Below are 20,646 nucleotides of genomic sequence, written 5' to 3'. Positions count from 1 at the left end.
CTGGGAAATGGGCGGCACTCAGTCGGCAAACTGTTTTTTCATCCGTTCGCGGCGTTCCTGCGCTTCAACGGACAGGGTGGCGGTCGGGCGTGCCAGCAGGCGTTTGAGGCCGATGGGCTCGCCCGTGTCTTGGCAGTAGCCGTATTCGCCTTCGTCTATCAGGCGGATGGTGGCCTGGATTTTACCCAGCAGTTTGCGTTCGCGGTCGCGGGTGCGCAGTTCGAGCGCGTATTCTTCTTCCTGTGTGGCGCGGTCGGCCGGATCGGGAGCCGTTTCGTGCTTTTTCAGCTCGGTGGCGGTGTTGGACGCGTTTTCAATCAGTTCGTCCTGTTGTTTGACCAGCAACTCGCGGAAAAACGCCAGCTGGTCTTCATTCATGTATTCCTCTTCCGGGCCGTTCCAGTTGATGATGTCTTGTTCGGTCAGTTTGGCCATAACGGTTCCTCTTTTGGTTTTATGGTCTGAAATCGCCGCGCCGCAAAATCGGCTGCCGCAGGATTCGGTACAGATGGATTTCCGGCTGCCAATTGCTTGTAATGACTTCGGTTTTCGTCATAAACAGCCGCATCCGCGCCAAATGAGAGGCGGCATCATAGCATGATTTGCCGATTTAACCTTTATTTTTCATTTTATTACATTTTTTAATCATGGGCGTTGCCGCATTACCAAATCAGCCATAAGTTCAGCCTGCCGGTCAGTGTGGGCAGGGCTTGCGTCAGCCAGAGCCACAGCAGCACCGACGGCGGCAGGGCAGAAAGTTTGCGCGGCAGGTGCAGGCCGGAAAACGGGCGGCATATGGGACGGCAGATGCGGTTTAGGCTGTCGGCCAAAGCATCGTTTTCCGTCTGCCGTAGGGCGTGGAGGAGCAGGCAGCAGAGCAGGGCGTATGCCGCCGCTTCGGAAAAAGCCAGCACGGCAAACAGCCAGGCAGCGGCAAAGCCTTTGCCGCCGGAGAACAAGGTTTCGTTGTTCAGCCATAACAGGGCGGTGCAGGCGGCATAATCGACGGCCGCGGCGGCCAGCAGGCAGGCACCGTCCCAACGGTGCAGCGGCGGGACGACCCGGCGCAGCGGTTCAACTAGGAAGTCGGTGGCGCGGCGGCACAGCCGCAATAACGGATGGGAATGCGGCAGCTTTGCGGCCTGAAGCAGAAACCTTATCCAGCACAAGGTGGCAAACAGGCAGGCGGCCAGCAATACCGCGCGAACCCACATTTCAGACGGCCTCAAACTGTTTGGCCAACTCCCGCGAACGGTTGACGCACGCCGCCACGCCTTTTACAACGGTTTCGGCAACCTGCCCGGCCTTGAAGGTTTCGATGGCCTCGTGGGTGGTGCCGCCTTTGGAGGTAACATTTTGCTGCAATACGGCGAAATCCTCCCCCGTCTGCTCGGCCAGCGCGACGGCTCCTTTGAAGGTTGCCAAACTCAGCCTGTGCGCCTCTTTTTCGCCGAAACCCTGCTGTCGGGCCGCCTGTTTCAGCGCATCCAGCAGATAAAACACATAGGCCGGCCCGCTGCCGCTGATGCCGGTAATATCATGCAGCCGCTCTTCGCCGTCGAGCCATACGGTGATGCCGACCGCACGCATAATGCTGTCTGCCACGGCTTTGTCTTGGTCGGAAACACTGTCGTCGGCAAACATCCCCGACACCCCAAAACCGATTTTTCCCGGCGTATTCGGCATCACGCGGACAATGCGGCGCGTTCCGCCCAGATAGCGGCTTAAGGTGGCGATACTCAATCCGGCGGCGACGGACAATACCAGCGCGCCGTTGGTTTGCACGCCTTGGCAGGCGGCCTGCATGTCCTGCGGTTTGACCGCCAATACCAGCACGTCGTCCGCTGCCAGTTCGGGCAGCTTTTCAGATACGGACACGGCCAACTCCTCTGCCAGACGTTCGCGTTTTTCTTTGCCTCGGTTGGCAATGTGCACCCGATGGCCGCCCTGCCTGACCAATCCGCCCGCAATCGCGGCAGCCATATTGCCGCCACCCAAGAAATAGATGTTCATTTTGCAACCCTCCTATCCTGTTCTATTCATGAGGCCGTCTGAAAAACATTTTCAGACGGCCTCATCACGATTTATTTGCTGTAATCCCGTCGGCCGAAAATCGCACTGCCGATGCGGACATGGGTTGCACCGCATGCGACGGCAATCTCCATATCGCCCGACATGCCCATCGACAACACGTCCGCCGCCACGCCTGCCGCATTCAATTCCGCCAACAGCACCCGCATCCGGCCAAATGCTTCGCGCAGTTCCGCCTCGCCGGCATCGGCTTTCGCCACGCACATCAACCCGCGCATTTTGAGGTTCGGCAACTTCGCCACTTCGCAGGCCAGCGCAACCGCCTCATCCGGCGCGACACCGTGTTTGGCCGCCTCGCCCGCAATGTTCACTTCGATGCACACCTGTAGCGGCGGCATTTCAGACGGCCTCTGCGCGCTCAGGCGCCGGGCGGTTTTCAGACGGCCTATGGTATGCACCCAGTGGGCGCGTTCGGCCACGAATTTGGTTTTATTCGACTGCACGTCGCCGATGATGTGCCACACGATGTCGGACAAATCGGCCAAATCCTCGGTTTTTTCATACCATTCCCGAATATAGTTTTCGCCGAAATCGCGCTGTCCGGCGGCGTACACTTCACGGATGTCGCCGGTGGGGAAGGTTTTGCCCACCGCCACCAGCCGCACGCTTTCAGACGGCCTGCCTGCCTCGGCGGCGGCACGGGCAATGTCCGAACATACATTTCGGTAATTCTGTTGCAGGGTTGTCATCTTAACTGCCTGTTATTCGTGATTTTTTAAAAAATACGCAGATTTACATGGAATAAAGCGTTATTCTTATTTAAAATACCATGTTATTTTTTGCAAGAAATTGTAACGTAAAAAGACAAAGGCCACATTATGCAAATTACCGACTTACTCGCGTTCGGCGTGAAAAACAAAGCATCCGACTTACACCTCTCTGCCGGTCTGCCTCCGATGATCCGCGTACACGGCGACGTTCGCCGCATCAACCTGCCCGAAATGAATGCCGAAGAAGTCGGCCACATGATCACCTCGGTGATGAATGACCTGCAACGTAAAAATTACCAGCAAAATCTGGAGACCGACTTTTCCTTCGAACTGCCCAACGTGGCCCGTTTCCGTGTGAACGCGTTCAACACCAACCGCGGCCCTGCCGCCGTATTCCGTACCATTCCGAGTAGAGTACTAACGTTGGAAGAACTGAAAGCCCCGCGCATTTTCCAAAAAATCTCCGAAAATCCGCGCGGGCTGGTGTTGGTAACTGGCCCGACCGGTTCAGGCAAATCGACCACTCTGGCGGCGATGATCAACTATATCAACGAAACCCATTCATCCCACATCCTGACCATCGAAGACCCGATCGAGTTTGTGCACGAAAGTAAAAAATGTCTGATCAACCAGCGTGAGCTGCATGAACATACCCACAGCTTCGCCAACGCCCTGCGTTCCGCGCTTCGTGAAGACCCGGACGTGATTCTGGTGGGCGAGATGCGTGACCCGGAAACCATCGGCCTCGCACTGACCGCCGCCGAAACCGGCCACTTGGTATTCGGTACGCTGCATACCACCGGCGCGGCCAAAACCGTCGACCGTATCGTCGACGTATTCCCTGCCGGCGAAAAAGAAATGGTGCGTTCGATGCTGTCCGAATCCCTGCGTGCGGTCATTTCGCAAACCTTGCTGAAGACGCGCGACGGACAAGGCCGTGTTGCTGCCCATGAAATCCTGATTTCCACCGCTGCCGTGCGCAACCTGATCCGCGAAAACAAAATCGCCCAAATCGGTTCCGCCCTGCAAACCGGCCAATCGCATGGCATGCAAACCCTCGACCAATCTTTGCAGGCCTTGGTACGCACCGGCGTCATCTCCCAAGAGACCGCCCGCGCCAAAGCACAAAACGCCGACTTTATGTAATTCACGGACGGAGAACCATCATGAGCGAAACACAAAATTTAAACAATCTGTTAAACGAAATCGTGGCGGATTACTCTACCGGTGATAATCCGCATTTGAGTAAGGGCAGTCCGGCAGAAATCGGTAAACATCTGCACCCACTTTTAGCACGAATGTGCGAGGAAGCGGAAAAACGTGGTGCTTCGGATATTTTTATCAGCTCCGGCTTCCCACCGTCGATTAAAATTGATGGTAATTTGATTCCCGTACCGCTGCCTGCATTAACCGCCATCGATACGGAAAAAATTGTTGCTTCCACCATGAATGAGCAGCAACAGGCCGATTTTGCAGAACAATTGGAAATCAACTATTCCGTCCAATCCAAAGGCAACGTGCGTTACCGTGTCAACGCCTATCACGAGCAAGGCCGCTGCGGCTTGGTAATGCGCCGCATCAATACCGATATCCCTTCTGTGGAAGACTTGGCCCTGCCGTTGAAACTGAAAGAGTTGGTCATGCAGAAGCGCGGCCTGTTGGTTTTGGCCGGTGCCACCGGTTCGGGTAAATCCACTTCGATGGCGGCCATGCTTGACCACCGCAACCGCAACCTGGCCGGCCACATCATCACCATCGAAGACCCAATTGAATACCTGCACGTTCCACGCCGCTCTATTATCACCCAACGCGAAATCGGCATCGATACCGCGAATTGGGAAATTGCCGTGCAAAGTGCGATGCGTCAGGCGCCGGATGTAGTCTGTGTGGGTGAGGTGCGTTCCGTAGATAGTATGGAATACGCCCTGCAGCTGGCGCAAACCGGCCACCTGTGTATCTTCACCATCCACGCCACCACGGCCAACCAAACCATCGAACGTATCATGAACCTGTATCCCGAAGAGCGGCATAAACAGGTATTGATTGATTTGGCGATGAACCTGGTGGGCATTATCGGCCAGCGTCTTGTGGTGAAAAAAGGCGGCAAAGGGCGTACGGCTATTGTCGATTTGATGATTAACACACCTGCCGTGCAAGACTTGGTATTCAAAGGCGATCTGATGGGCATTAAAGACCTGATGACTCGCGGCCAGGGTGACGGCATGCAAACTTTCGACCAGCACTTGTTCGACCTTTATGTTGCCGGCACCATCGACTATGATGAAGCCATCCGCCAGGCCGATTCTGCCAACGACTTGCGTCTGCGCATCCAGTTGTACGAAGAAGGCAATAAAACCGAGCACATCTTCGACCGTGTTAGCGATTTGAACCTGATTTAGTCTGGTTGTACAAATCCATAGGCGGCCTGCTTTTTCGACAGGCCGCCTGCTGTTGTAATTTGAATTTGAGGCCGTCTGAAAATGTTTTCAGACGGCCTCAAATCATTTATCTGCCCTACCGTGTAAAACGCAAATTATGCCGTTCCGACACAAAACCGTGCAGCGGCATATCGTGTGCTTCGTGCGGTAGGTTGTCGGTAAGCTGGCAGGAAAAACCGACGGCGATGCACAGCGGCCGTCCGAAACGGCAGCGCGAGAGTGTGGCATCGTAATAGCCGCCGTTTTGCCCCAGCCTGTAACCCTGCCGGTCGGCGGCAACCACGGGCAGCAGCATCACGTCAAGCCGGTCGGCGCGGACTTTGCGCCCGGCAAACTGCGGCACATGCAGGCGGCTGCGGCCGCGTTTGCGTTCCGCCTGTGCGTTTGCGCGATAAGGTGTGAACCACATCCGTTTCCTGCCCGGTTCGATATAGGGCAGGTGAACGGTTGCGCCGCGTTCTGAGGCCGTCTGAAAGAGGGCGGAGAGGTTCAGTTCGCTGCCCATTGCCCAGTAGGCGGCGATTTTTTTGCCCCGTCTGACCAGCGGTTTCAGACGGCGTATGACGGCCTGTTCGGCACGCCGGCGTTCGTTCCGCCCCAAGCGGCTGCGCTCAGTGCGGAACAGGCGGCGCAATTCTTTTTTTTGCTGTCTGACGGTTTGATCCATGATGTCTGTCCTGTTGATGAAACAAGAGGCCGTCTGAGTTTCAGACGGCCTCGAAACGGTTACAGTGCTTTCCAGCGGGCCTGCGATTCGCGGATGACGGCTTTGGCTTCTTCAATGTCGCCCCAGTGTTCCACTTTGGTCGTGCCCGGTTTTTTCAGGTCTTTGTAGTGGTTGAAGTGGAACTCGATCTGCTTGATCAGCTGCTGCGGCAGGTCAGCCAAACTGTTGTAAGCGTTGCCGGTGTGGCGGTCGTCGGCGGGAACGACCACGATTTTGTCGTCCACTTCGCCGTCATCGACAAATTTCATCACGCCGATAACTTTGGCTTCGAGGAAAATGCCGGTCGGCAGCGGGGTGTCGGTGATGATGAGCGCGTCCAACTCGTCGCCGTCTTCGTCCAGCGTCTGCGGGATGAAGCCGTAGTTGGTCGGTTTGGCAAAGGCCAAAGGCTCGACGCGGTCAAGCTGCATCACGGCCAGTTTGCGGTTCCATTCGATTTTGTGGTTTGAGCCTGCGGGGATTTCGACCACCACGTTGATGATGCCGCCGTCTACATCGCCTGCATCGAGAATCTGGTTGAAGTCAGCCATTTTATCGTCCTTTTCAATCGGGTTTGCAAAGCGGCCGATTATAGCAGGCCGTCTGAAAAAACGGCCGAATAATCTCATGCCGCGCGGTATAATCGCCCCCTGTTTACGTTTGCAGAAAGAACCCGCCATGTGGCATATCGTCGCCATCGGCTATATTTTCGTTACCCTGATGTTTTCCATTGCCCAGCCCGGCTTGGCACGGAAGTTGATTTATCTGACGTTTTTTACCATTTTGCCCACACTGTTTATGTTTTGGGCCGCTTTTATCCGTTTGCGCAACAAAAAAATGAAGCGTGAGGAAGAAGAAAACGACAGAACCTTGCCCGAATAAACCGTTCCCTATATAATCCCGCAGCTTTTTTCTAAAAGCATTTTTTTATTTTTCCCAACGCTCGCACTTCGCGCCTTAAAGGGTGTCCCATGACGGGATTCTTGCGCGGGTGTCTGCAATAACCCTTTTAAAGGAAAACAAATGTCTCAAGTTACAATGCGTCAAATGCTGGAAGCCGGCGTACACTTCGGCCACCAAACCCGCCTCTGGAACCCGAAAATGGCCCAATACATTTTCGGTTCGCGCAACAAAATCCACATCATCAACCTGGAAAAAACCCTGCCGCTGTTCTTGGAAGCCCAAGAAGCCGTACGCCGCCTGGTTGCCAACAAAGGCAACATCCTATTTGTCGGCACCAAACGTCAGGCCCGCGAAATCATCCGCGAAGAAGCCGAGCGCGCTGGTATGCCTTATGTGGATCACCGCTGGTTGGGCGGCATGCTGACCAACTACAAAACCGTTAAACAGTCCATCAAACGCTTGGAAGAAAAAACTGCCGTTTTGGCCAACGCCGAAACCAGCGGTTACAGCAAAAAAGAATTGCTGGACATGACCCGCGAAGTGGAAAAACTGGAACGCTCTTTGGGCGGTATCAAAAACATGAAAGGCCTGCCTGATGCCATTTTCGTCATCGACACCGGTTATCAGCACGGCACTTTGGTTGAAGCGGCCAAACTGGGCATCCCCGTTATCGCCGTTGTCGATACCAACAACAGCCCCGAAGGCGTGAAACACGTTATCCCGGGCAACGACGACTCAGCCAAAGCCATCCGCCTGTACTGCCGAGGCATCGCCGACGCGGTTCTGGAAGGTAAAAACCAAGCTCTGGCCGAAACCGTAGCCGCTGCACAGGCCGCTGCTGCTGCCGAATAAACCCGTTTGCACGGCAGGCCGTCTGAAAACCTTTCAGACGGCCTGAAACCTTAATAATTGGAGATAAAACATGGCTGAAATTACAGCAAAAATGGTTGCCGACCTGCGCGCCGCCACCGGTTTGGGCATGATGGAATGCAAAAAAGCATTGGTTGAAGCAGAAGGCAATTTCGAAAAAGCCGAAGAAATCCTGCGCATCAAATCCGGCGCAAAAGCTGGCAAACTGGCCGGCCGTACCGCTGCCGAAGGCGTATTGGCTTATGCCATCAACGGCAATGTCGGAGCATTGGTTGAAGTAAACTGCGAAACCGACTTCGTTGCCAAAGACGCAGGCTTCGTAGAATTCGCCAACTTCGTTGCCAAAACCGCTGCCGAGAAAAAACCGGCTACCGTTGAAGAACTGAGCGAACTGGTTGAAGCAGAACGCAAAGCCATCATTGCCAAATTGGGCGAGAACATGTCTGTCCGCCGCTTCCAAGTCATCGACACTGCCAACCAACTGGTTGCCTACATCCACGGTGCATTGGCTACCGAAGGCGTATTGGTTGAGTTCAAAGGCTCTGAAGACGTAGCGCGTAAAATCGGTATGCACATCGTTGCCGCCAAACCGCAATGCGTTACCGAAGCCGAAGTGGATGCCGAAACCGTTGAGAAAGAACGCCACATCTACACCGAGCAAGCCATCGCTTCCGGCAAACCTGCCGACATCGCCGCTAAAATGGTGGAAGGCCGTATCCGCAAGTTCTTGGCCGAAATCACCCTGAACGGCCAAGCATTCGTCATGAACCCTGACCAAACCGTTGCCCAATTCGCTAAAGAAAACGGCACCGAAGTGGTTAGCTTCGTACGCTACAAAGTAGGCGACGGCATAGAGAAAAAAGCTGTCGACTACGCAGCCGAAGTTGCCGCTGCTGCTAAAGTGTAATATCGCTTTGCATAATAGAAAACACCCGCATTCAAGCGGGTGTTTTTGTTTGTCTTGCCGTAGCGAAGATGAGGTTCGTTGTCATGAATACCGGGCAACAGGAGAAATGCTTTATTCATGCGACTGTTGCTTGGAACAAGGCGGTTTGTGCGGAGCCGTATTTACAATAAGCAGGCTGTTTGTATCGTTACCGACTTTTGTATGGACATGCTCAGGCCAAGCGGCTGTTCCAAAAATCATGAGTTTGATATCCATACTTTCAGACGGCCTGACTTGCCTGCTGCGGCTTCCGTTCAGTATCTTTCCATCTTAATAACCGAACAGGCCGACAAATTTGCAGTTTCCCGCTTTTTTCGCAGCGTTTCGGCAAACTTTGGAATTTCTGCCGGTCGGGTGTGAACGGGTTGTTTGCTTTGACGTGTGAATTATTTGATGCTTCTGATTTCATTTGTTTTTCAGCCATCATTCGGATGACTCTCCCCAATGGGGAAGGTTCGGGATTTCCAATCCGAACAATTCCAAGGCGCGGCCGACGCTGTGGGTCAAAATATCGTCCACGCTTTGCGGCCTGTGATAAAAGGCGGGGACGGGCGGGAATACGATGCCGCCCATTTCCGTTACCCGCCGCATATTGTCCAGATGTGCCAGATTCAGCGGCGTTTCGCGCACCATCAACACCAGCCGCCGCCGCTCTTTCAGGGCGACATCCGCCGCCCGCGTCAAAAGGTTGTCGCCCCAGCCCTGCGCCACGGCCGCCAGCGTCCGCATCGAGCAGGGGGCGACCAGCATTCCCAGCGTTTGAAACGAACCGCTGGCAATCGGGGCGGCCAGGTTGCCGACCGGATACACCGCGTCGGCCAGCGCGTACACTTCTTCGCGGCACAAATCCGTTTCCTGCCCCCTTGTCAGCTCCGCCCCTTTGGACACTACCAGGTGCGTTTCCACATCCGCCACCTGCCGCAAAAGCCGAAGCGCGGTGTGGCCGTATTGGAAACCGCTGGCGCCGCTGATGCCGACGACGATGCGTTGTTTTGCCATGAATATTCCTTTTTTGTTTTAGAGGCCGTCTGAAACCTTTCAGACGGCCTTTCGGGTTTAACGGTGCAGTGTGGCGGTTTTCAGCCAGGCCAGTATTTCGCGCGACAGTTTCCGCAGGTAGTTCGGCGTAGAATCGCCGCAGAAGCCCGAAGCATGAAGGCGGACGGTTTTGCCCAGCCAATGCCGTTTGGCCAGCCATTCGGCACGGGCGAGGTGGAAGGCATCGCTGACAATGATGATTTGTTCGGCATCGTGCAGCAGGGGCGCGCTGAAGGCGATGTTTTCGTAAGTGCTTTCGGAACGCGGTTCGATGCGGATTTTGTCCGTAGGCACGCCCATGGATACGGCCATATCGCGCATGGCTTCGGCTTCGTTGCTGCCGTCGCCGTCGGTACCGCCGCTCATCAGCAGCCCGCCGGCCAAGCCCTGCCTGTATAGGGCGACTCCCGCCTCCACCCGCGAACGCAGGCAGGGATTGGGTGCGCCTTTGCGGTTTACCGAGTTGCCCAAGACGACGGCGATGTCGGCGGGCGTTGGATTTTCAGACGGCCTGCTTTCTGCCTTGAGTGCCCAAAGATGCAGTTGTGCCAGCGCGGCCGCCCAGCCGGTTAGGAAAACGATGGCGGAGAGTATCAGTCGGCGTTTCATCGGGTCGGCCTTTGTCGGGTTTCGGGCCGGCCATAATAGCACAAGGCCGGGCCGCAGCGGATTGTCCGGCCGTATGTATTCGGCTATAATCGCGCCCGCTCTTGAGGGAGTAGCCGTCCGCGCGGCGTTTCAATTGCCGCCGGAACCCGTATCAACATATTTGCCGGCAATCGCGGCATGGTGCGGGTATCTTCTCCAACCGAAGACTGGCAAGACTTAAGGCATATCGTCTGTTCCGTGCGGGGACGGGCGGTGTGTCTTTTTTGTTGCCCGCACGGTTCGGAGCCTGATTATGGAAGCCTTCCTTTCTTCAACCTTCGGGGTGTTCATTGCCGAAATCGGCGATAAAACCCAGTTGCTCACTTTGTTTCTCGCCGCCCGTTTTGCACAGAAAAACGCCGTAATCGCAGGCATTTTCGCCGCCACGCTGCTCAATCATCTGGTATCGGCCTGGTTGGGCGTATGGCTGGCCGCCTCGGTATCGCCGGTTTTGGTGAAATGGATTGTCGGCCTCAGCTTTATCGCCGTCGGCCTCTGGCTGCTGAAACCCGATAAAGACGACGACGGCGACAACGGCCGCTGGTTGAAATACGGCGCGTTTGCCGCCACGCTGGTGTTGTTTTTCCTGGCCGAAATCGGCGATAAAACGCAAATCGCCACCGTGCTGCTGGCCGCCCGCTACAACGATTTGGCATGGGTCGTGTCAGGCAGCGTACTCGGCCTGATGCTGGCCAACGTGCCGGTTGCCTATCTGGGCGAAAAAATTATGGCGAAAGTACCTGCCGCCGCCGTCCGCCGTGCTGCCTGCCTGCTGTTCTGCCTTCTCGGCGTACTGACCCTTGCGGGCGTGGCGGCATAGGCTTGTCCTGATGCCGGGCCGTCTGAAAAGTTTGCCAAAGCGGCTGCAGTGTTTAAACCGTCCAAACCTAAATTTACGCGGCGACCGCTATAATCCCGCCCATTATCAAAACGCACATCCAACCATGAAACTGCCTTATCTCGGCATTCTGCTCGGCACGGCATTCTTCTGCCATCCCGTGCAGGCCGTTACCTATATCTGCAAAATCGACGGCAAAGCCGCCTATTCCAGCGTGAAAATCAATTCGAGCTGCCAAAAGTCGCAAATGGACGGCATCAGCGAAGAGCGGCCGAAACAAAAAGCCCAAACGGGCGCGGCTTCCGATGTGGCGGTGGAAAACACCGACCGCGACGACATCAGCGAAATTTGGGAAGAGGCCACCTACGGCACTTACGACGACATCAAAATCCTGCCGCGTGTCAGCGACGGCCCGACCAACAGTGCCGCCCCCAAGCTGGAAGTCAAACTCCGCAACCAGCCGAAGGCACCGCTGAAAACCGCCCCTGCCGGCCCTGCGCCGATTCGGACTGCCGCACCCATCTATAATGCGGCACCGTCCAAGCCCAAGCTCAGCCGCAACCAAATCCTGCAAAAGGAAATCGACAACGAACGCGCCGCCCTTGCCCGCACGCGCGGCCAACTCGAACTGACGCGGCAAAAAGGCGGCGACATTGGTGCGCTGAAACAAGCGGTGGCCGACCGCGAAGCCAACATCCGCGCCATCGAGCGGGAGATGAAACGCTGAATCCGATGGCAATCCATGGAAAAGGCCGTCTGAAAACCTGAAAATCGGTTTTTCAGACGGCCTTTTCATTGGCGGGCAAGCCTTTGCTTCAAACGGATATAAGGCGGTATCGGGGCAGCTTAATCCCCTGCCAAGCCGGCAGCCGCCATTTCGCAGGCCGTCCGAACGGCCGCCATCAGGCTGCCGCTGTCGGCGCGGCCCGTGCCGGCCAAATCGAGGGCCGTGCCGTGGTCTACCGAAGTGCGGATGAAGGGCAGGCCGAGCGTGATGTTCACCCCTTGGCCGAAGGATGCGTATTTCAACACCGGCAGGCCTTGGTCGTGATACATCGCCAGCACGGCATCGGCATCTTTGAGCATAAACGGCTGAAACAGCGTGTCGGCCGGATACGGCCCTCGGATGTCCAGTCCGGCGGCGCGCATCTCTTCCAGCGCGGGGATGATGACGTCGTTTTCCTCATGCCCCAAATGGCCGCCTTCGCCCGCGTGCGGGTTGAGGCCGGCAACCAGGATGCGCGGGTGCGCAAGGCCGAATTTGTGCTGTAAATCGCGGTGCAGGATGCGGGCGGTTTCCAGCAGGCTTTCGCGGGTAATTGCGGCGGCCACGTCTTTCAGCGGCAGGTGGGTGGTGGCCAATGCCACGCGCAGGCCGCCGCCCGCCAGCATCATGACGACGCGGGGCGTGCCGCTTTTTTCGGCCAGATATTCGGTGTGGCCGCTGAAAAATCCGCCGCCCGCGCCCGCGTCGTTGATGATGCCCTTGTGCAGGGGGGCGGTGGTCATGGCGGCAAACATACCGTTTTGAATGCCTTGATAGGCGGTGTCGAGCAGTTGCAGCACATAGGGCGAGTTGGCGGCGTTCAGACGGCCTGCCTCGCACGGGGCGGCCAGCGGGATGTGCCAAACGTCGAGCGTGCCGGGCTGCGGCGGGAGATTGGAGGAAAAGTCGCGCAGGGCGACGGTTTTGCCCAACTGCGCCGCACGTTGGCGGAGCAGGCCGATGTCGGCGAGGACGACGGGGCGACAGGGCAGTTTGGCGGCGGCAAGGTCGAGGCAGATGTCGGCGCCGATGCCGGCAGGTTCGCCGCCGGTTACGGCGATAACGGGAAGGGGCATGATGGTTCCTTGATGGGTTGAGGCCGTCTGAAACCCCGTTTTCGGATTTTCAGACGGCCTGTTCGCTGCGGCGGTTATTTTATTTCAATACTACCCGTATCCATTGGCTGACCCAGCGGCGTTGGTTTTTCGCGATGGCCGCTTCAGACGGGTTGTCGCTGTGCTGCGGCGCGCGGGCGTGTTTGAACACGTCGGGCAGCGGCGTGTTTTTCACGGCGGGGTAAACCCACATTTCGGTCGGTACCGCTTTCTGCACCGGCGCGCTTTGCAGGTATTGCACCAGTTTGGCCGCCAAGGCGGGCTGTTTCGCTCCGTTGAGCACCGCCGCGCCTTCCACTTGGCGGAATACGCCGCCTTTCAGGAACAATACGCCGGTGGGCGGGGTATCGAATTTGCCCTTGCCGTAATGCACTTCGGCCGCCGGGCTGGAAGCATAACCCACCACCAGCGGGCGCGAGCCGCCGTTGCGGCTGAATTCGGTGTAGTAGGCTTCGCTCCAGTCTTTTGTTACCTTCACGCCGTTGGCGCGCATTTTCGCCCACCAGTCGAAAGCCTGCTTCTCACCCATGCCTTGGATGTTGGCCAACAGGAAGCCTAAACCTGTGCTGGACAGTCCGGGATTGGGCATGGCCAGCAGGTCTTTATATTGCGGTTTGGCCAAATCTTCGAGGCTCTGCGGCAGGGGCAGTTTGTTTTTGGCAAACCAGGCTTTGTCGTAGTTGACGGCAATGTAGCCCGTGTCCACCGCCGCCGCATGGGGCAGGGCGGCGGTTACGGCTGCCGAGGGCGGTTGGGCGGCGGCGAGGATGCCGCCTTCTTTCGCTTTCAGCACGGTGGTGTTGTCCAGGCCGTACACCGCGTCGGCAATCGGCTGTGCGCGGCTCAATACCAGCTTGTTCACCAATTCGTTGCCGCTGCCCGCCTTAATCACCGATACTTTGGCATCGTTGGCGCGCTCGAAGGCGGCAAACGCGTCTTTCGGCAGGCTGAACGATTTGTGCACCGCCAGCCGGACTTCCGTCTGCGCCTGTACGGCAGGCATCAAAAGGGCGGCTGTTGCCACCGCAAGTAAAATCCGTTTCATACCATAATCTCCCTTTGGCTATAATCGCGGTAATGATACCGCCGAAAACGATATGAATAAAGAGCCGAAAACAACTGTCTGGCTGTTTGACTTGGATAATACGCTGCATCATGCCGACGAAGGCATTTTCTACCTGATCAACCGCCGCATGACCGCTTACCTGATGCGGCATTTGAAGCTGACCGAATCGGAAGCCGACCACCTGCGCCGCGACTATTGGCACCGCTACGGCGCGACGTTGGCCGGGCTGCGGCTGCACCATCCCGAAACTGACATCGCCGACTTCCTGCGCCACAGCCACCCGATGGACGAAATCCTGCCGAAAGTCCGCCCCGTGCAAGGCACGGCAGACGTTCTAGGCCGTCTGAAAGGGCGTAAAGCCGTATTTTCCAACGCACCGTCGTTTTATGTGCGCGGCTTGGCGGCCGAACTGGGTTTGTCCGACTGCTTCGACGCATTGTTCGGCACGGACGATTTCGGCCTGCTCTACAAACCCGCCGAAGCGGCCTACCTCACCGTATGCGCCGCCATGAAGGCCGACCCGGCCGACTGCGTGATGGTGGACGATTCCGCCGACAATCTCGCCGCCGCAAAAAAGCTGGGCATGAAAACCGTTTGGTTCGGCAGCGGCAGCCATCTCTTGCCCTTCGTCGATTGCGCCGCACCCGATATGGCTGCGCTGGCCGCATGGGCGCAAGAGGCCGTCTGAAAAACCGTTTCTCGGTTTATATGTTTTTCAGACGGCTTTTTGCAAAATTGTAAACATTTCCTGTTCTATCATGCTGCATAAACGCCGAAAAAGGCCGATAATATGCGCCGAAACATCTTCCGCTATTATGGCAATTGTGATGAATACAAAGGGCGGAGAAACGTGATTGTGAAGATTGCTATACCAGCATCGATGCAAAAATTGCTTTTGATAAAAACCGTCCTTCAGCCTCAGGTGTATGGGTATTAAGCGTAACGGTGAAGGGGGTGGATGGTAGAAAGCGTTATAAAAATCAGAAGTATGTGATTCCTTTCAACGGCAAGACGCACGTTGCGCCAAAAAGCTATCCGCTCAATGTTCAACATTGAGGCAGGTTGATTTCTGTCGAAAAACGCTTAAAACCGCGCATTCCGTATTGAAAACGGAATCCTTGTGAAAGACTGATTGAAAACGGCAAGGAAATAGGCTTTCAAGCAGTAAAGGTCGTTTGAAAACTGCAGCCAAAAAGCTGAAACTAGAGGATAATACCGCCCTGAAAATTCATCCCATAATGTTTTGCCAAGATTGAAGACGTATTCTGTCAAACTGACCGCCAGTGTCTTCAAACTTGTATAAGGCAGTTGGAAAACTAAGAAAGTAGCTTATTCACTCCCGATTTTATAGAAAGAAACTGTTATGCAAAAAAAACACCTGATTTTTCTTCTTGCTGCCTTTGCTGCTGCGCCTGTGTTGGCAAAACCTGTTGTTGTTCAAGAAGCGCAACTGCTCGGTAAATGGCAGTGCGCTGCCACTAATAAAACGCCGATGACGTTTACTTTTGGCAGTGAGCAAAAAGTAAGCGTGATTGTGGATTTGAATATTCCTTCACCTGATGATGAAACCCTAGTTTATCGGGTGTTTACAGATGGCACTTGGACGTTGAATGGAGAAAAAATTGGTTTGAACGTTAAAACCACCGATGTTCAAAGACAACATAGCACAGCTAAAATTCGCACCATCCCGTGGCGTAAAGTGGATAAGGAAATGTTTGCCCAGATGAGAAACGACATTGGTAAATCAGATAAATGGCAAATGCAGGTTAAAAAAATCGGGAATGACAGCCTAAGCGTCCGTATGCAGGGTGATAGACAAGATATTGCTTGCCGCAAGGTATAAATTTATTGAATTGCCCAAGAGAACGCCATCGGAGCTAAACATCTCATCAAATTTTGTTTCATTTTTGCGCTAGCAGCGTGTATCGATTAAACCTTCAAAAAAAGGAATCCCCATGCCTTCCATCAAACGCGCCCTGATCAGCCTGTCCGACAAAAACGGCGCAGTCGAATTTGCCCAAACCCTGCACAAACTCGGTGTCGAAATCCTCTCCACCGGCGGCACGGCGAAGCTGCTTGCCGATGCGGGCGTTCCCGTGATTGAAGTCGCCGACTATACCGGTTTCCCCGAAATGCTCGACGGTCGCGTGAAAACGCTGCATCCGAAAATCCACGGCGGTATTTTGGGTCGGCGTGATTTGGGCGAACACGTCGCCAAGATGGAAGAACACGGCATCGGCAACATCGACCTCGTTTGCGTCAACCTTTACCCCTTCGCCGCCACCATCGCCAAACCAAACTGCACGCTGGAAGACGCGATTGAAAACATCGATATCGGCGGCCCGACTATGGTGCGCTCCGCCGCGAAAAACTGGAAACACGTCGCCATCGTTACCGACACCGCCGACTTCCCCGCCATCGCCGCCGAAATGGAAGCCAACGGCGGCGCATTGAGCGACAAAACCCGCTTCAACCTGTCGCGCAAAGCGTTCAGCCACACCGCCCAATACGACGGCATGATTTCCAACTACCTGACCTCGCTTTCAGACGACGTCTTGAGCGGCACGCCCGAAATCGGCGAATTCCCCAGCCAGTTCAACCAAAGCTGGATTAAAGTGCAAGACATGCGCTATGGCGAAAACCCGCACCAACGCGCCGCGTTCTACCGCGATGTGTACCCCGCCGCAGGCAGCCTCGCCGCCTACAAACAACTGCAAGGCAAAGAATTGTCGTACAACAACATCGCCGATGCCGATGCCGCTTGGGAAGCCGTCAAATCCTTCGATGCGCCCGCCTGCGTGATTGTGAAACACGCCAATCCGTGCGGCGTCGCCGTTGCAGCCGATACATTGACCGCCTACAAACTCGCCTACGCCACCGACACCACCAGCGCGTTCGGCGGCATCATCGCCTTCAACCGTGAAGTAGACGGCGCAACCGTGCAACAAATTACCGACAACCAATTTATGGAAGTCTTGATGGCGCCGAAGTTCACCGCCGAAGCACTCGAAATCGCCGCCGCCAAGAAAAACGTGCGCGTGTTGGAAGTGCCTTTGGAAGCAGGCGCGAACCGCTTTGAACTCAAACGCGTCGGCGGCGGACTGTTGGTACAAACGCCTGACATCCACAGCATCAGCCGCGCCGATTTGAAAGTCGTCTCCAAACGCCAACCGACCGAGCAGGAGTGGAACGATTTGCTGTTTGTCTGGAACGTCGCCAAATACGTCAAATCCAACGCCATCGTATTCGGCAAAGGCGGCCAAACCTACGGCATCGGCGCAGGCCAAATGAGCCGCGTGGACAGCACCCGCATCGCCGCCCGCAAAGCGCAGGACGCAGGTCTAGACTTAAACGGCGCGTGTGCCGCCTCCGACGCTTTCTTCCCCTTCCGCGACGGCGTGGACGTGATTGCCGAGCAAGGCATCAAAGCCATCATCCACCCCGCAGGCTCGATGCGCGATCAGGAAGTCTTCGACGCGGCGGACGAACACGGTATTGCGATGGTAGTAACGGGCGTGCGCCATTTTAGGCATTGATTCGGAAAGGCATAGAAAGGCCGTCTGAAAAGAAGAACAGGCGGATTGAAACTGCGCTGAAGTTTAAATTTCGGGGCTGTCCTGGTTATCTGGGACAGCCCCTTTTATTTTCAGGCAATCAGTCTGCTTTTGATGCTGAATAGAGACTCAATAAAGATTTATTTTTTGTTTATATTTTCTTTAATCTGATTGATAAAGTGCTGTATTTGTTGTGTATCTTGAAATGCACTTTTGGGCAGGAATTTGAAAATACTTTTTTCTAGAAAAATGAAAATCCAATCCTTTGTTTCTTCCACGCTGCAAATATGTTTGTAGAAGTGCAAACTTTGGAAGGCTTCTGTCTCGTGATAAATACCGTTATCGCGAAGTTCCACTGTATTTTGGGAAAATAGCGGCGATTTATCCTGATACAGCTTATCGAATGAAAAAATGCCTCGGGAAGCTCTCAGGAAAGAAAACCGTCCGAGTAAAATAAGTCCAGCAACGACGAATCCCCAAAAAGTAAATGTAATGCCGAAGCGGAAATATTCATAACCGCCATAGCCAGAAAAATCGTATGAACCATTGGCAAGCGCAGCCAATAAATTTAAAACCAGGCTATGCTGCTTGTAGAATAAAACGAAAAAAATTGAATAGAAGGCAATCAGAAGGATGGTTATTACCCAACGCAGGACGGGCACTTTCTTTTGTTTCTTGATAAAGAGTATTTGCCCGTCGGAAGAGCCTTTGCTGAATTCTGCTGCTGTCAATTGATAGTGGATTTTCATTGTAGCTCCTAAAACATCATCAAACACTTTTCAGACGGCCTCCACCGCCCCTAATTCCAACAACACCTGAAACCCGTCATTGATATACCGCGAGTCAGGCATTTCCAAAAACGGGAATGCCGCCACGTCGCCCAAGTTCAGCGATGCCATGCGCAGGATGACGGCGGCCAGGTTGCTGCGGATGATTTCGGGGTCGGTGAATTCGGTGCGGCTGTTGAAATCTTCTTCTGAAAACAGTCGGATACATACGCCTGCGGAGACGCGTCCGCAGCGGCCGGAGCGTTGGCGGGCGGCGGCTTGGGATATTTTTTCGACATGAAGCTGCTCCACTTTCGCCCGTGCGGAATAGCGTTTGACGCGCGCCAGGCCGGTGTCGATGACGTATTTGATGCCCGGCACGGTGAGCGAGGTTTCGGCGACGTTGGTTGCTAACACGATGCGGCGTTTCGCGCCTGAAGGGTGGAAAATTTTGTGCTGCTCGGCGTGCGACAGGCGTGCGAACAGGGGCAGGATTTCGTCGTTGCGGCGCAGCGTGGATTTGCGCAGGGCTTCGGCGGCTTCGCGGATTTCGCGTTCGCCCGGCAGGAACACCAAAATATCGCCTTCGCCGTGTCGCGCCAATTCGTCCGCCGCATCGACAATCGCGTCGGTCAGCTCCACTTCCGCGTCGTCTTCGTCTTTGCTGGTCAGCGGGCGGTAGAGGATTTCGACGGGATAGGTGCGCCCGCTCACTTCCAGTACAGGCGCGCCGTTGAAGTGTTGGGAAAAGCGTTCTGCGTCTATCGTGGCCGAGGTGATGATGACTTTCAAATCGGGGCGGCGCGGCAGGAGCTGTTTCAGGTAGCCCAGCAGGAAGTCGATGTTCAGGCTGCGTTCGTGCGCTTCGTCGATGATAATCGTGTCGTAGGCGGCGAGATAACGGTCGGTCTGTGTTTCCGCCAGCAGGATGCCGTCGGTCATCAGCTTGACGCAGGCATCGCGCGAGGTGTGGTCGGTGAAGCGCACCCTATAGCCCACCGCGCTGCCGATTTCCGATTTCAGCTCTTCGGCAATCCGCTCCGCCACCGAGCGCGCGGCCAAACGGCGCGGCTGGGTATGCCCGATCAGCCCCGCCGCTCCGCGTCCGAGTTCCAAACAAATCTTGGGCAACTGTGTGGTTTTGCCCGAACCGGTTTCGCCGCAAATAATCGTTACCTGATTTTCGGCAATGGCTTTTTTGATTTCTTCGAGCTTCTCGTGAACGGGCAGGGTGTTGTCGAACTCGGGTTTGGGCAAGGCGGCCAAACGCTTCAAAAAGATTTCGTGCGATTTTCGGTATTTTTCTTCGACTTTGGACAAGCCGCCGTATTTGTTGGGATTTTTGAAGGCGGATTGCAGGAAGTGGCGGTCTTTGGAGAGGGTTTGGGAGAAATCGGGATGGGGCATGATTGGTGTGCGTGATGGATGAAGATAAAGCGGAATTATAGCAAACAGGCCGTCTGAAAAGTTTTCAGACGGCCTGTTTGATCAGATTAAAAAAGGCCGTCAGCTTTTCAGATGTACGTTGAGGCCTAAGGAGGGCTAACTAAAAAAGGTAGGAATGGGCGCAGAGGAACAACCACAGGCCAAGTGTGGGCAGCAGGATTATTTTCCATGCCGGGCTGGGTTTACCGGCCAGTGTTTGCATCACTGAAATCAAGGAATATATGGCGGCAAAAATACTCCAAAAAATAGTAAACATACTCAGCTGTGTAATGATGTATGACATCATGCCGCCGGAATTGGCCGTGGCTTTCCATAGGATGTAAATGACCAACCAAATGGCAGCCAACATGCCGATGTGTTTGAGTTTTTCCTGTGTGTCCAATTTAAATAATCTCCTGTTCTGAGACCTTTGCAAAATCCCCCCCAAATCCCCTAAATTCCCACCAAGACATTTAGGGGATTTCTCATGAGCACCTTCTTCCAACAAACCGCACAAGCCATGATTGCCAAACACATCGACCGCTTCCCACTATTGAAGTTGGATCAGGTGATTGATTGGCAACCGATCGAGCAATACCTGAATCGTCAAAGAACCCGTTACCTTAGAGACCACCGCGGCCGTCCCGCCTATTCCCTGTTGTCTATGTTCAAAGCCGTCCTGCTCGGCCAATGGCACAGCCTCTCCGATCCCGAACTCGAACACAGCCTCATCACCCGCATCGATTTCAACCTGTTTTGCCGTTT

At 55.1% G+C, this 20,646-nt stretch carries 25 protein-coding genes; 11 read left to right on the top strand and 14 right to left on the bottom strand.

Translation table 11 applies throughout. From position 1 onward, the window contains the following. Positions 1-18 precede the first annotated feature (18 nt). The 4 genes from dksA to BM261_RS10985 all read right to left on the bottom strand — a co-directional run bounded on the left by dksA (position 19) and on the right by BM261_RS10985 (position 2,780). Positions 19-435 (bottom strand): RNA polymerase-binding protein DksA, encoded by a 417-nt coding sequence (gene dksA / locus BM261_RS11000; RefSeq protein ID WP_003775676.1) that lies wholly within the window; start codon positions 433-435, stop codon positions 19-21. Positions 436-662: 227 nt separating this feature from the next. Next, entirely contained in the window at positions 663-1,214 is a 552-nt protein-coding gene (locus BM261_RS10995; RefSeq protein WP_074898262.1) for a YggT family protein, read from the bottom strand. 1 nt (position 1,215) lies between these two features. Continuing rightward, complete coding sequence (proC, locus tag BM261_RS10990) at positions 1,216-2,013, bottom strand: pyrroline-5-carboxylate reductase (RefSeq protein ID WP_074898260.1); 798 nt, start codon at positions 2,011-2,013, stop codon at positions 1,216-1,218. A gap of 71 nt (positions 2,014-2,084) precedes the next feature. Beyond that, on the bottom strand, positions 2,085-2,780 hold the full coding sequence (locus BM261_RS10985) for a YggS family pyridoxal phosphate-dependent enzyme (RefSeq protein ID WP_074898257.1): 696 nt from the start codon (positions 2,778-2,780) through the stop codon (positions 2,085-2,087). 129 nt (positions 2,781-2,909) lie between these two features. Here BM261_RS10985 and BM261_RS10980 point away from each other — a divergent pair, with 129 nt between their 5' ends. Together BM261_RS10980 and BM261_RS10975 are read left to right on the top strand one after the other, a co-directional pair. Further along, positions 2,910-3,947, top strand: coding sequence for a type IV pilus twitching motility protein PilT (locus BM261_RS10980; protein ID WP_049254614.1), 1,038 nt, complete (start codon positions 2,910-2,912; stop codon positions 3,945-3,947). Between the two features lie 20 nt (positions 3,948-3,967). Further along, positions 3,968-5,200 carry a PilT/PilU family type 4a pilus ATPase gene (locus BM261_RS10975; protein WP_049248114.1) on the top strand — a complete coding sequence of 411 codons (1,233 nt, stop codon included), beginning with the start codon at positions 3,968-3,970 and terminating at the stop codon, positions 5,198-5,200. Between the two features lie 115 nt (positions 5,201-5,315). On the opposite strand, the gene BM261_RS10970 is transcribed toward BM261_RS10975, so the two are convergent. Both BM261_RS10970 and BM261_RS10965 read right to left on the bottom strand, forming a co-directional pair. Continuing rightward, complete coding sequence (locus BM261_RS10970) at positions 5,316-5,906, bottom strand: 5-formyltetrahydrofolate cyclo-ligase (protein ID WP_074898254.1); 591 nt, start codon at positions 5,904-5,906, stop codon at positions 5,316-5,318. Positions 5,907-5,965: 59 nt separating this feature from the next. Further along, positions 5,966-6,496, bottom strand: coding sequence for an inorganic diphosphatase (locus BM261_RS10965; RefSeq protein ID WP_049248112.1), 531 nt, complete (start codon positions 6,494-6,496; stop codon positions 5,966-5,968). Between the two features lie 127 nt (positions 6,497-6,623). Here BM261_RS10965 and BM261_RS10960 point away from each other — a divergent pair, with 127 nt between their 5' ends. From BM261_RS10960 to tsf, 3 genes are all read left to right on the top strand, one after another. Next, positions 6,624-6,827 carry a hypothetical protein gene (locus BM261_RS10960; RefSeq protein WP_003775558.1) on the top strand — a complete coding sequence of 68 codons (204 nt, stop codon included), beginning with the start codon at positions 6,624-6,626 and terminating at the stop codon, positions 6,825-6,827. Positions 6,828-6,968: 141 nt separating this feature from the next. Further along, positions 6,969-7,700, top strand: a complete 732-nt coding sequence (gene rpsB, locus BM261_RS10955; protein WP_049252426.1) for a 30S ribosomal protein S2 — start codon at positions 6,969-6,971, stop codon at positions 7,698-7,700. A 70-nt stretch (positions 7,701-7,770) separates the two neighbouring features. Beyond that, positions 7,771-8,625 carry a translation elongation factor Ts gene (gene tsf, locus BM261_RS10950; protein WP_041961217.1) on the top strand — a complete coding sequence of 285 codons (855 nt, stop codon included), beginning with the start codon at positions 7,771-7,773 and terminating at the stop codon, positions 8,623-8,625. A gap of 259 nt (positions 8,626-8,884) precedes the next feature. Here the strand turns inward: tsf and BM261_RS12560 are convergent, their stop codons facing one another. Genes BM261_RS12560 through BM261_RS10940 form a run of 3 tightly spaced genes read right to left on the bottom strand, consistent with a single transcriptional unit; the run spans position 8,885 to position 10,311 of the window. Beyond that, positions 8,885-9,091, bottom strand: a complete 207-nt coding sequence (locus tag BM261_RS12560) for a hypothetical protein (protein ID WP_143095783.1) — start codon at positions 9,089-9,091, stop codon at positions 8,885-8,887. Further along, positions 9,088-9,663 (bottom strand): UbiX family flavin prenyltransferase, encoded by a 576-nt coding sequence (locus tag BM261_RS10945; RefSeq protein ID WP_074898251.1) that lies wholly within the window; start codon positions 9,661-9,663, stop codon positions 9,088-9,090. The genes BM261_RS12560 and BM261_RS10945 overlap by 4 nt, the downstream gene beginning before the upstream one ends. Positions 9,664-9,720: 57 nt before the next feature. After that, complete coding sequence (locus tag BM261_RS10940) at positions 9,721-10,311, bottom strand: YdcF family protein (RefSeq protein WP_074898248.1); 591 nt, start codon at positions 10,309-10,311, stop codon at positions 9,721-9,723. 292 nt (positions 10,312-10,603) lie between these two features. Here BM261_RS10940 and BM261_RS10935 point away from each other — a divergent pair, with 292 nt between their 5' ends. Beyond that, a complete protein-coding gene (locus tag BM261_RS10935) occupies positions 10,604-11,170 on the top strand; it encodes a TMEM165/GDT1 family protein (protein ID WP_074898246.1) in 567 nt (188 codons plus the stop codon). A gap of 124 nt (positions 11,171-11,294) precedes the next feature. Next, positions 11,295-11,915: a hypothetical protein gene (locus tag BM261_RS10930; RefSeq protein ID WP_074898243.1), complete on the top strand. Its 621-nt coding sequence runs from the start codon at positions 11,295-11,297 to the stop codon at positions 11,913-11,915. Positions 11,916-12,034: 119 nt separating this feature from the next. Here the strand turns inward: BM261_RS10930 and pdxA are convergent, their stop codons facing one another. Together pdxA and BM261_RS10920 are read right to left on the bottom strand one after the other, a co-directional pair. Next, entirely contained in the window at positions 12,035-13,030 is a 996-nt protein-coding gene (gene pdxA, locus BM261_RS10925) for a 4-hydroxythreonine-4-phosphate dehydrogenase PdxA (RefSeq protein ID WP_074898239.1), read from the bottom strand. A gap of 79 nt (positions 13,031-13,109) precedes the next feature. Next, positions 13,110-14,114 (bottom strand): thiamine ABC transporter substrate-binding protein, encoded by a 1,005-nt coding sequence (locus tag BM261_RS10920; RefSeq protein WP_074898236.1) that lies wholly within the window; start codon positions 14,112-14,114, stop codon positions 13,110-13,112. Positions 14,115-14,166: 52 nt separating this feature from the next. On the opposite strand from BM261_RS10920, the gene BM261_RS10915 reads away from it, so the two are divergent. The 3 genes from BM261_RS10915 (at position 14,167) to purH (ending at position 17,671) form a co-directional block, all read left to right on the top strand. Next, positions 14,167-14,823 (top strand): pyrimidine 5'-nucleotidase, encoded by a 657-nt coding sequence (locus BM261_RS10915; RefSeq protein ID WP_074898232.1) that lies wholly within the window; start codon positions 14,167-14,169, stop codon positions 14,821-14,823. Between the two features lie 675 nt (positions 14,824-15,498). Further along, complete coding sequence (locus BM261_RS10900; protein WP_074898227.1) at positions 15,499-15,978, top strand: hypothetical protein; 480 nt, start codon at positions 15,499-15,501, stop codon at positions 15,976-15,978. A 112-nt stretch (positions 15,979-16,090) separates the two neighbouring features. Continuing rightward, positions 16,091-17,671: a bifunctional phosphoribosylaminoimidazolecarboxamide formyltransferase/IMP cyclohydrolase gene (purH, locus tag BM261_RS10895; protein ID WP_074898224.1), complete on the top strand. Its 1,581-nt coding sequence runs from the start codon at positions 16,091-16,093 to the stop codon at positions 17,669-17,671. A gap of 158 nt (positions 17,672-17,829) precedes the next feature. Here purH and BM261_RS10890 read toward each other — a convergent pair whose 3' ends face one another. The 3 genes from BM261_RS10890 to BM261_RS12555 all read right to left on the bottom strand — a co-directional run bounded on the left by BM261_RS10890 (position 17,830) and on the right by BM261_RS12555 (position 20,284). Next, a complete protein-coding gene (locus BM261_RS10890; protein WP_074898221.1) occupies positions 17,830-18,438 on the bottom strand; it encodes a YcxB family protein in 609 nt (202 codons plus the stop codon). Positions 18,439-18,468: 30 nt separating this feature from the next. Beyond that, positions 18,469-19,863 (bottom strand): ATP-dependent RNA helicase HrpA, encoded by a 1,395-nt coding sequence (hrpA, locus tag BM261_RS10885; RefSeq protein ID WP_074898218.1) that lies wholly within the window; start codon positions 19,861-19,863, stop codon positions 18,469-18,471. A 139-nt stretch (positions 19,864-20,002) separates the two neighbouring features. Further along, the gene (locus BM261_RS12555; protein WP_143095782.1) at positions 20,003-20,284 is read right to left on the bottom strand and encodes a hypothetical protein; all 282 of its coding nucleotides are present in this window, start codon (positions 20,282-20,284) and stop codon (positions 20,003-20,005) included. Positions 20,285-20,368: 84 nt separating this feature from the next. Between BM261_RS12555 and BM261_RS10875 the strand changes: the two genes are divergently transcribed. Further along, the coding region (locus BM261_RS10875) for a transposase (RefSeq protein WP_143095781.1) at positions 20,369-20,646 on the top strand (278 nt) is incomplete at its 3' end.

The sequence above is a fragment of the Neisseria elongata subsp. elongata genome (genome assembly GCF_900113545.1).
Taxonomy (GTDB): domain Bacteria; phylum Pseudomonadota; class Gammaproteobacteria; order Burkholderiales; family Neisseriaceae; genus Neisseria; species Neisseria elongata.
Note: the sequence above shows the minus strand (reverse complement) of the source record. Positions and strands in the feature narration are given on the sequence as shown.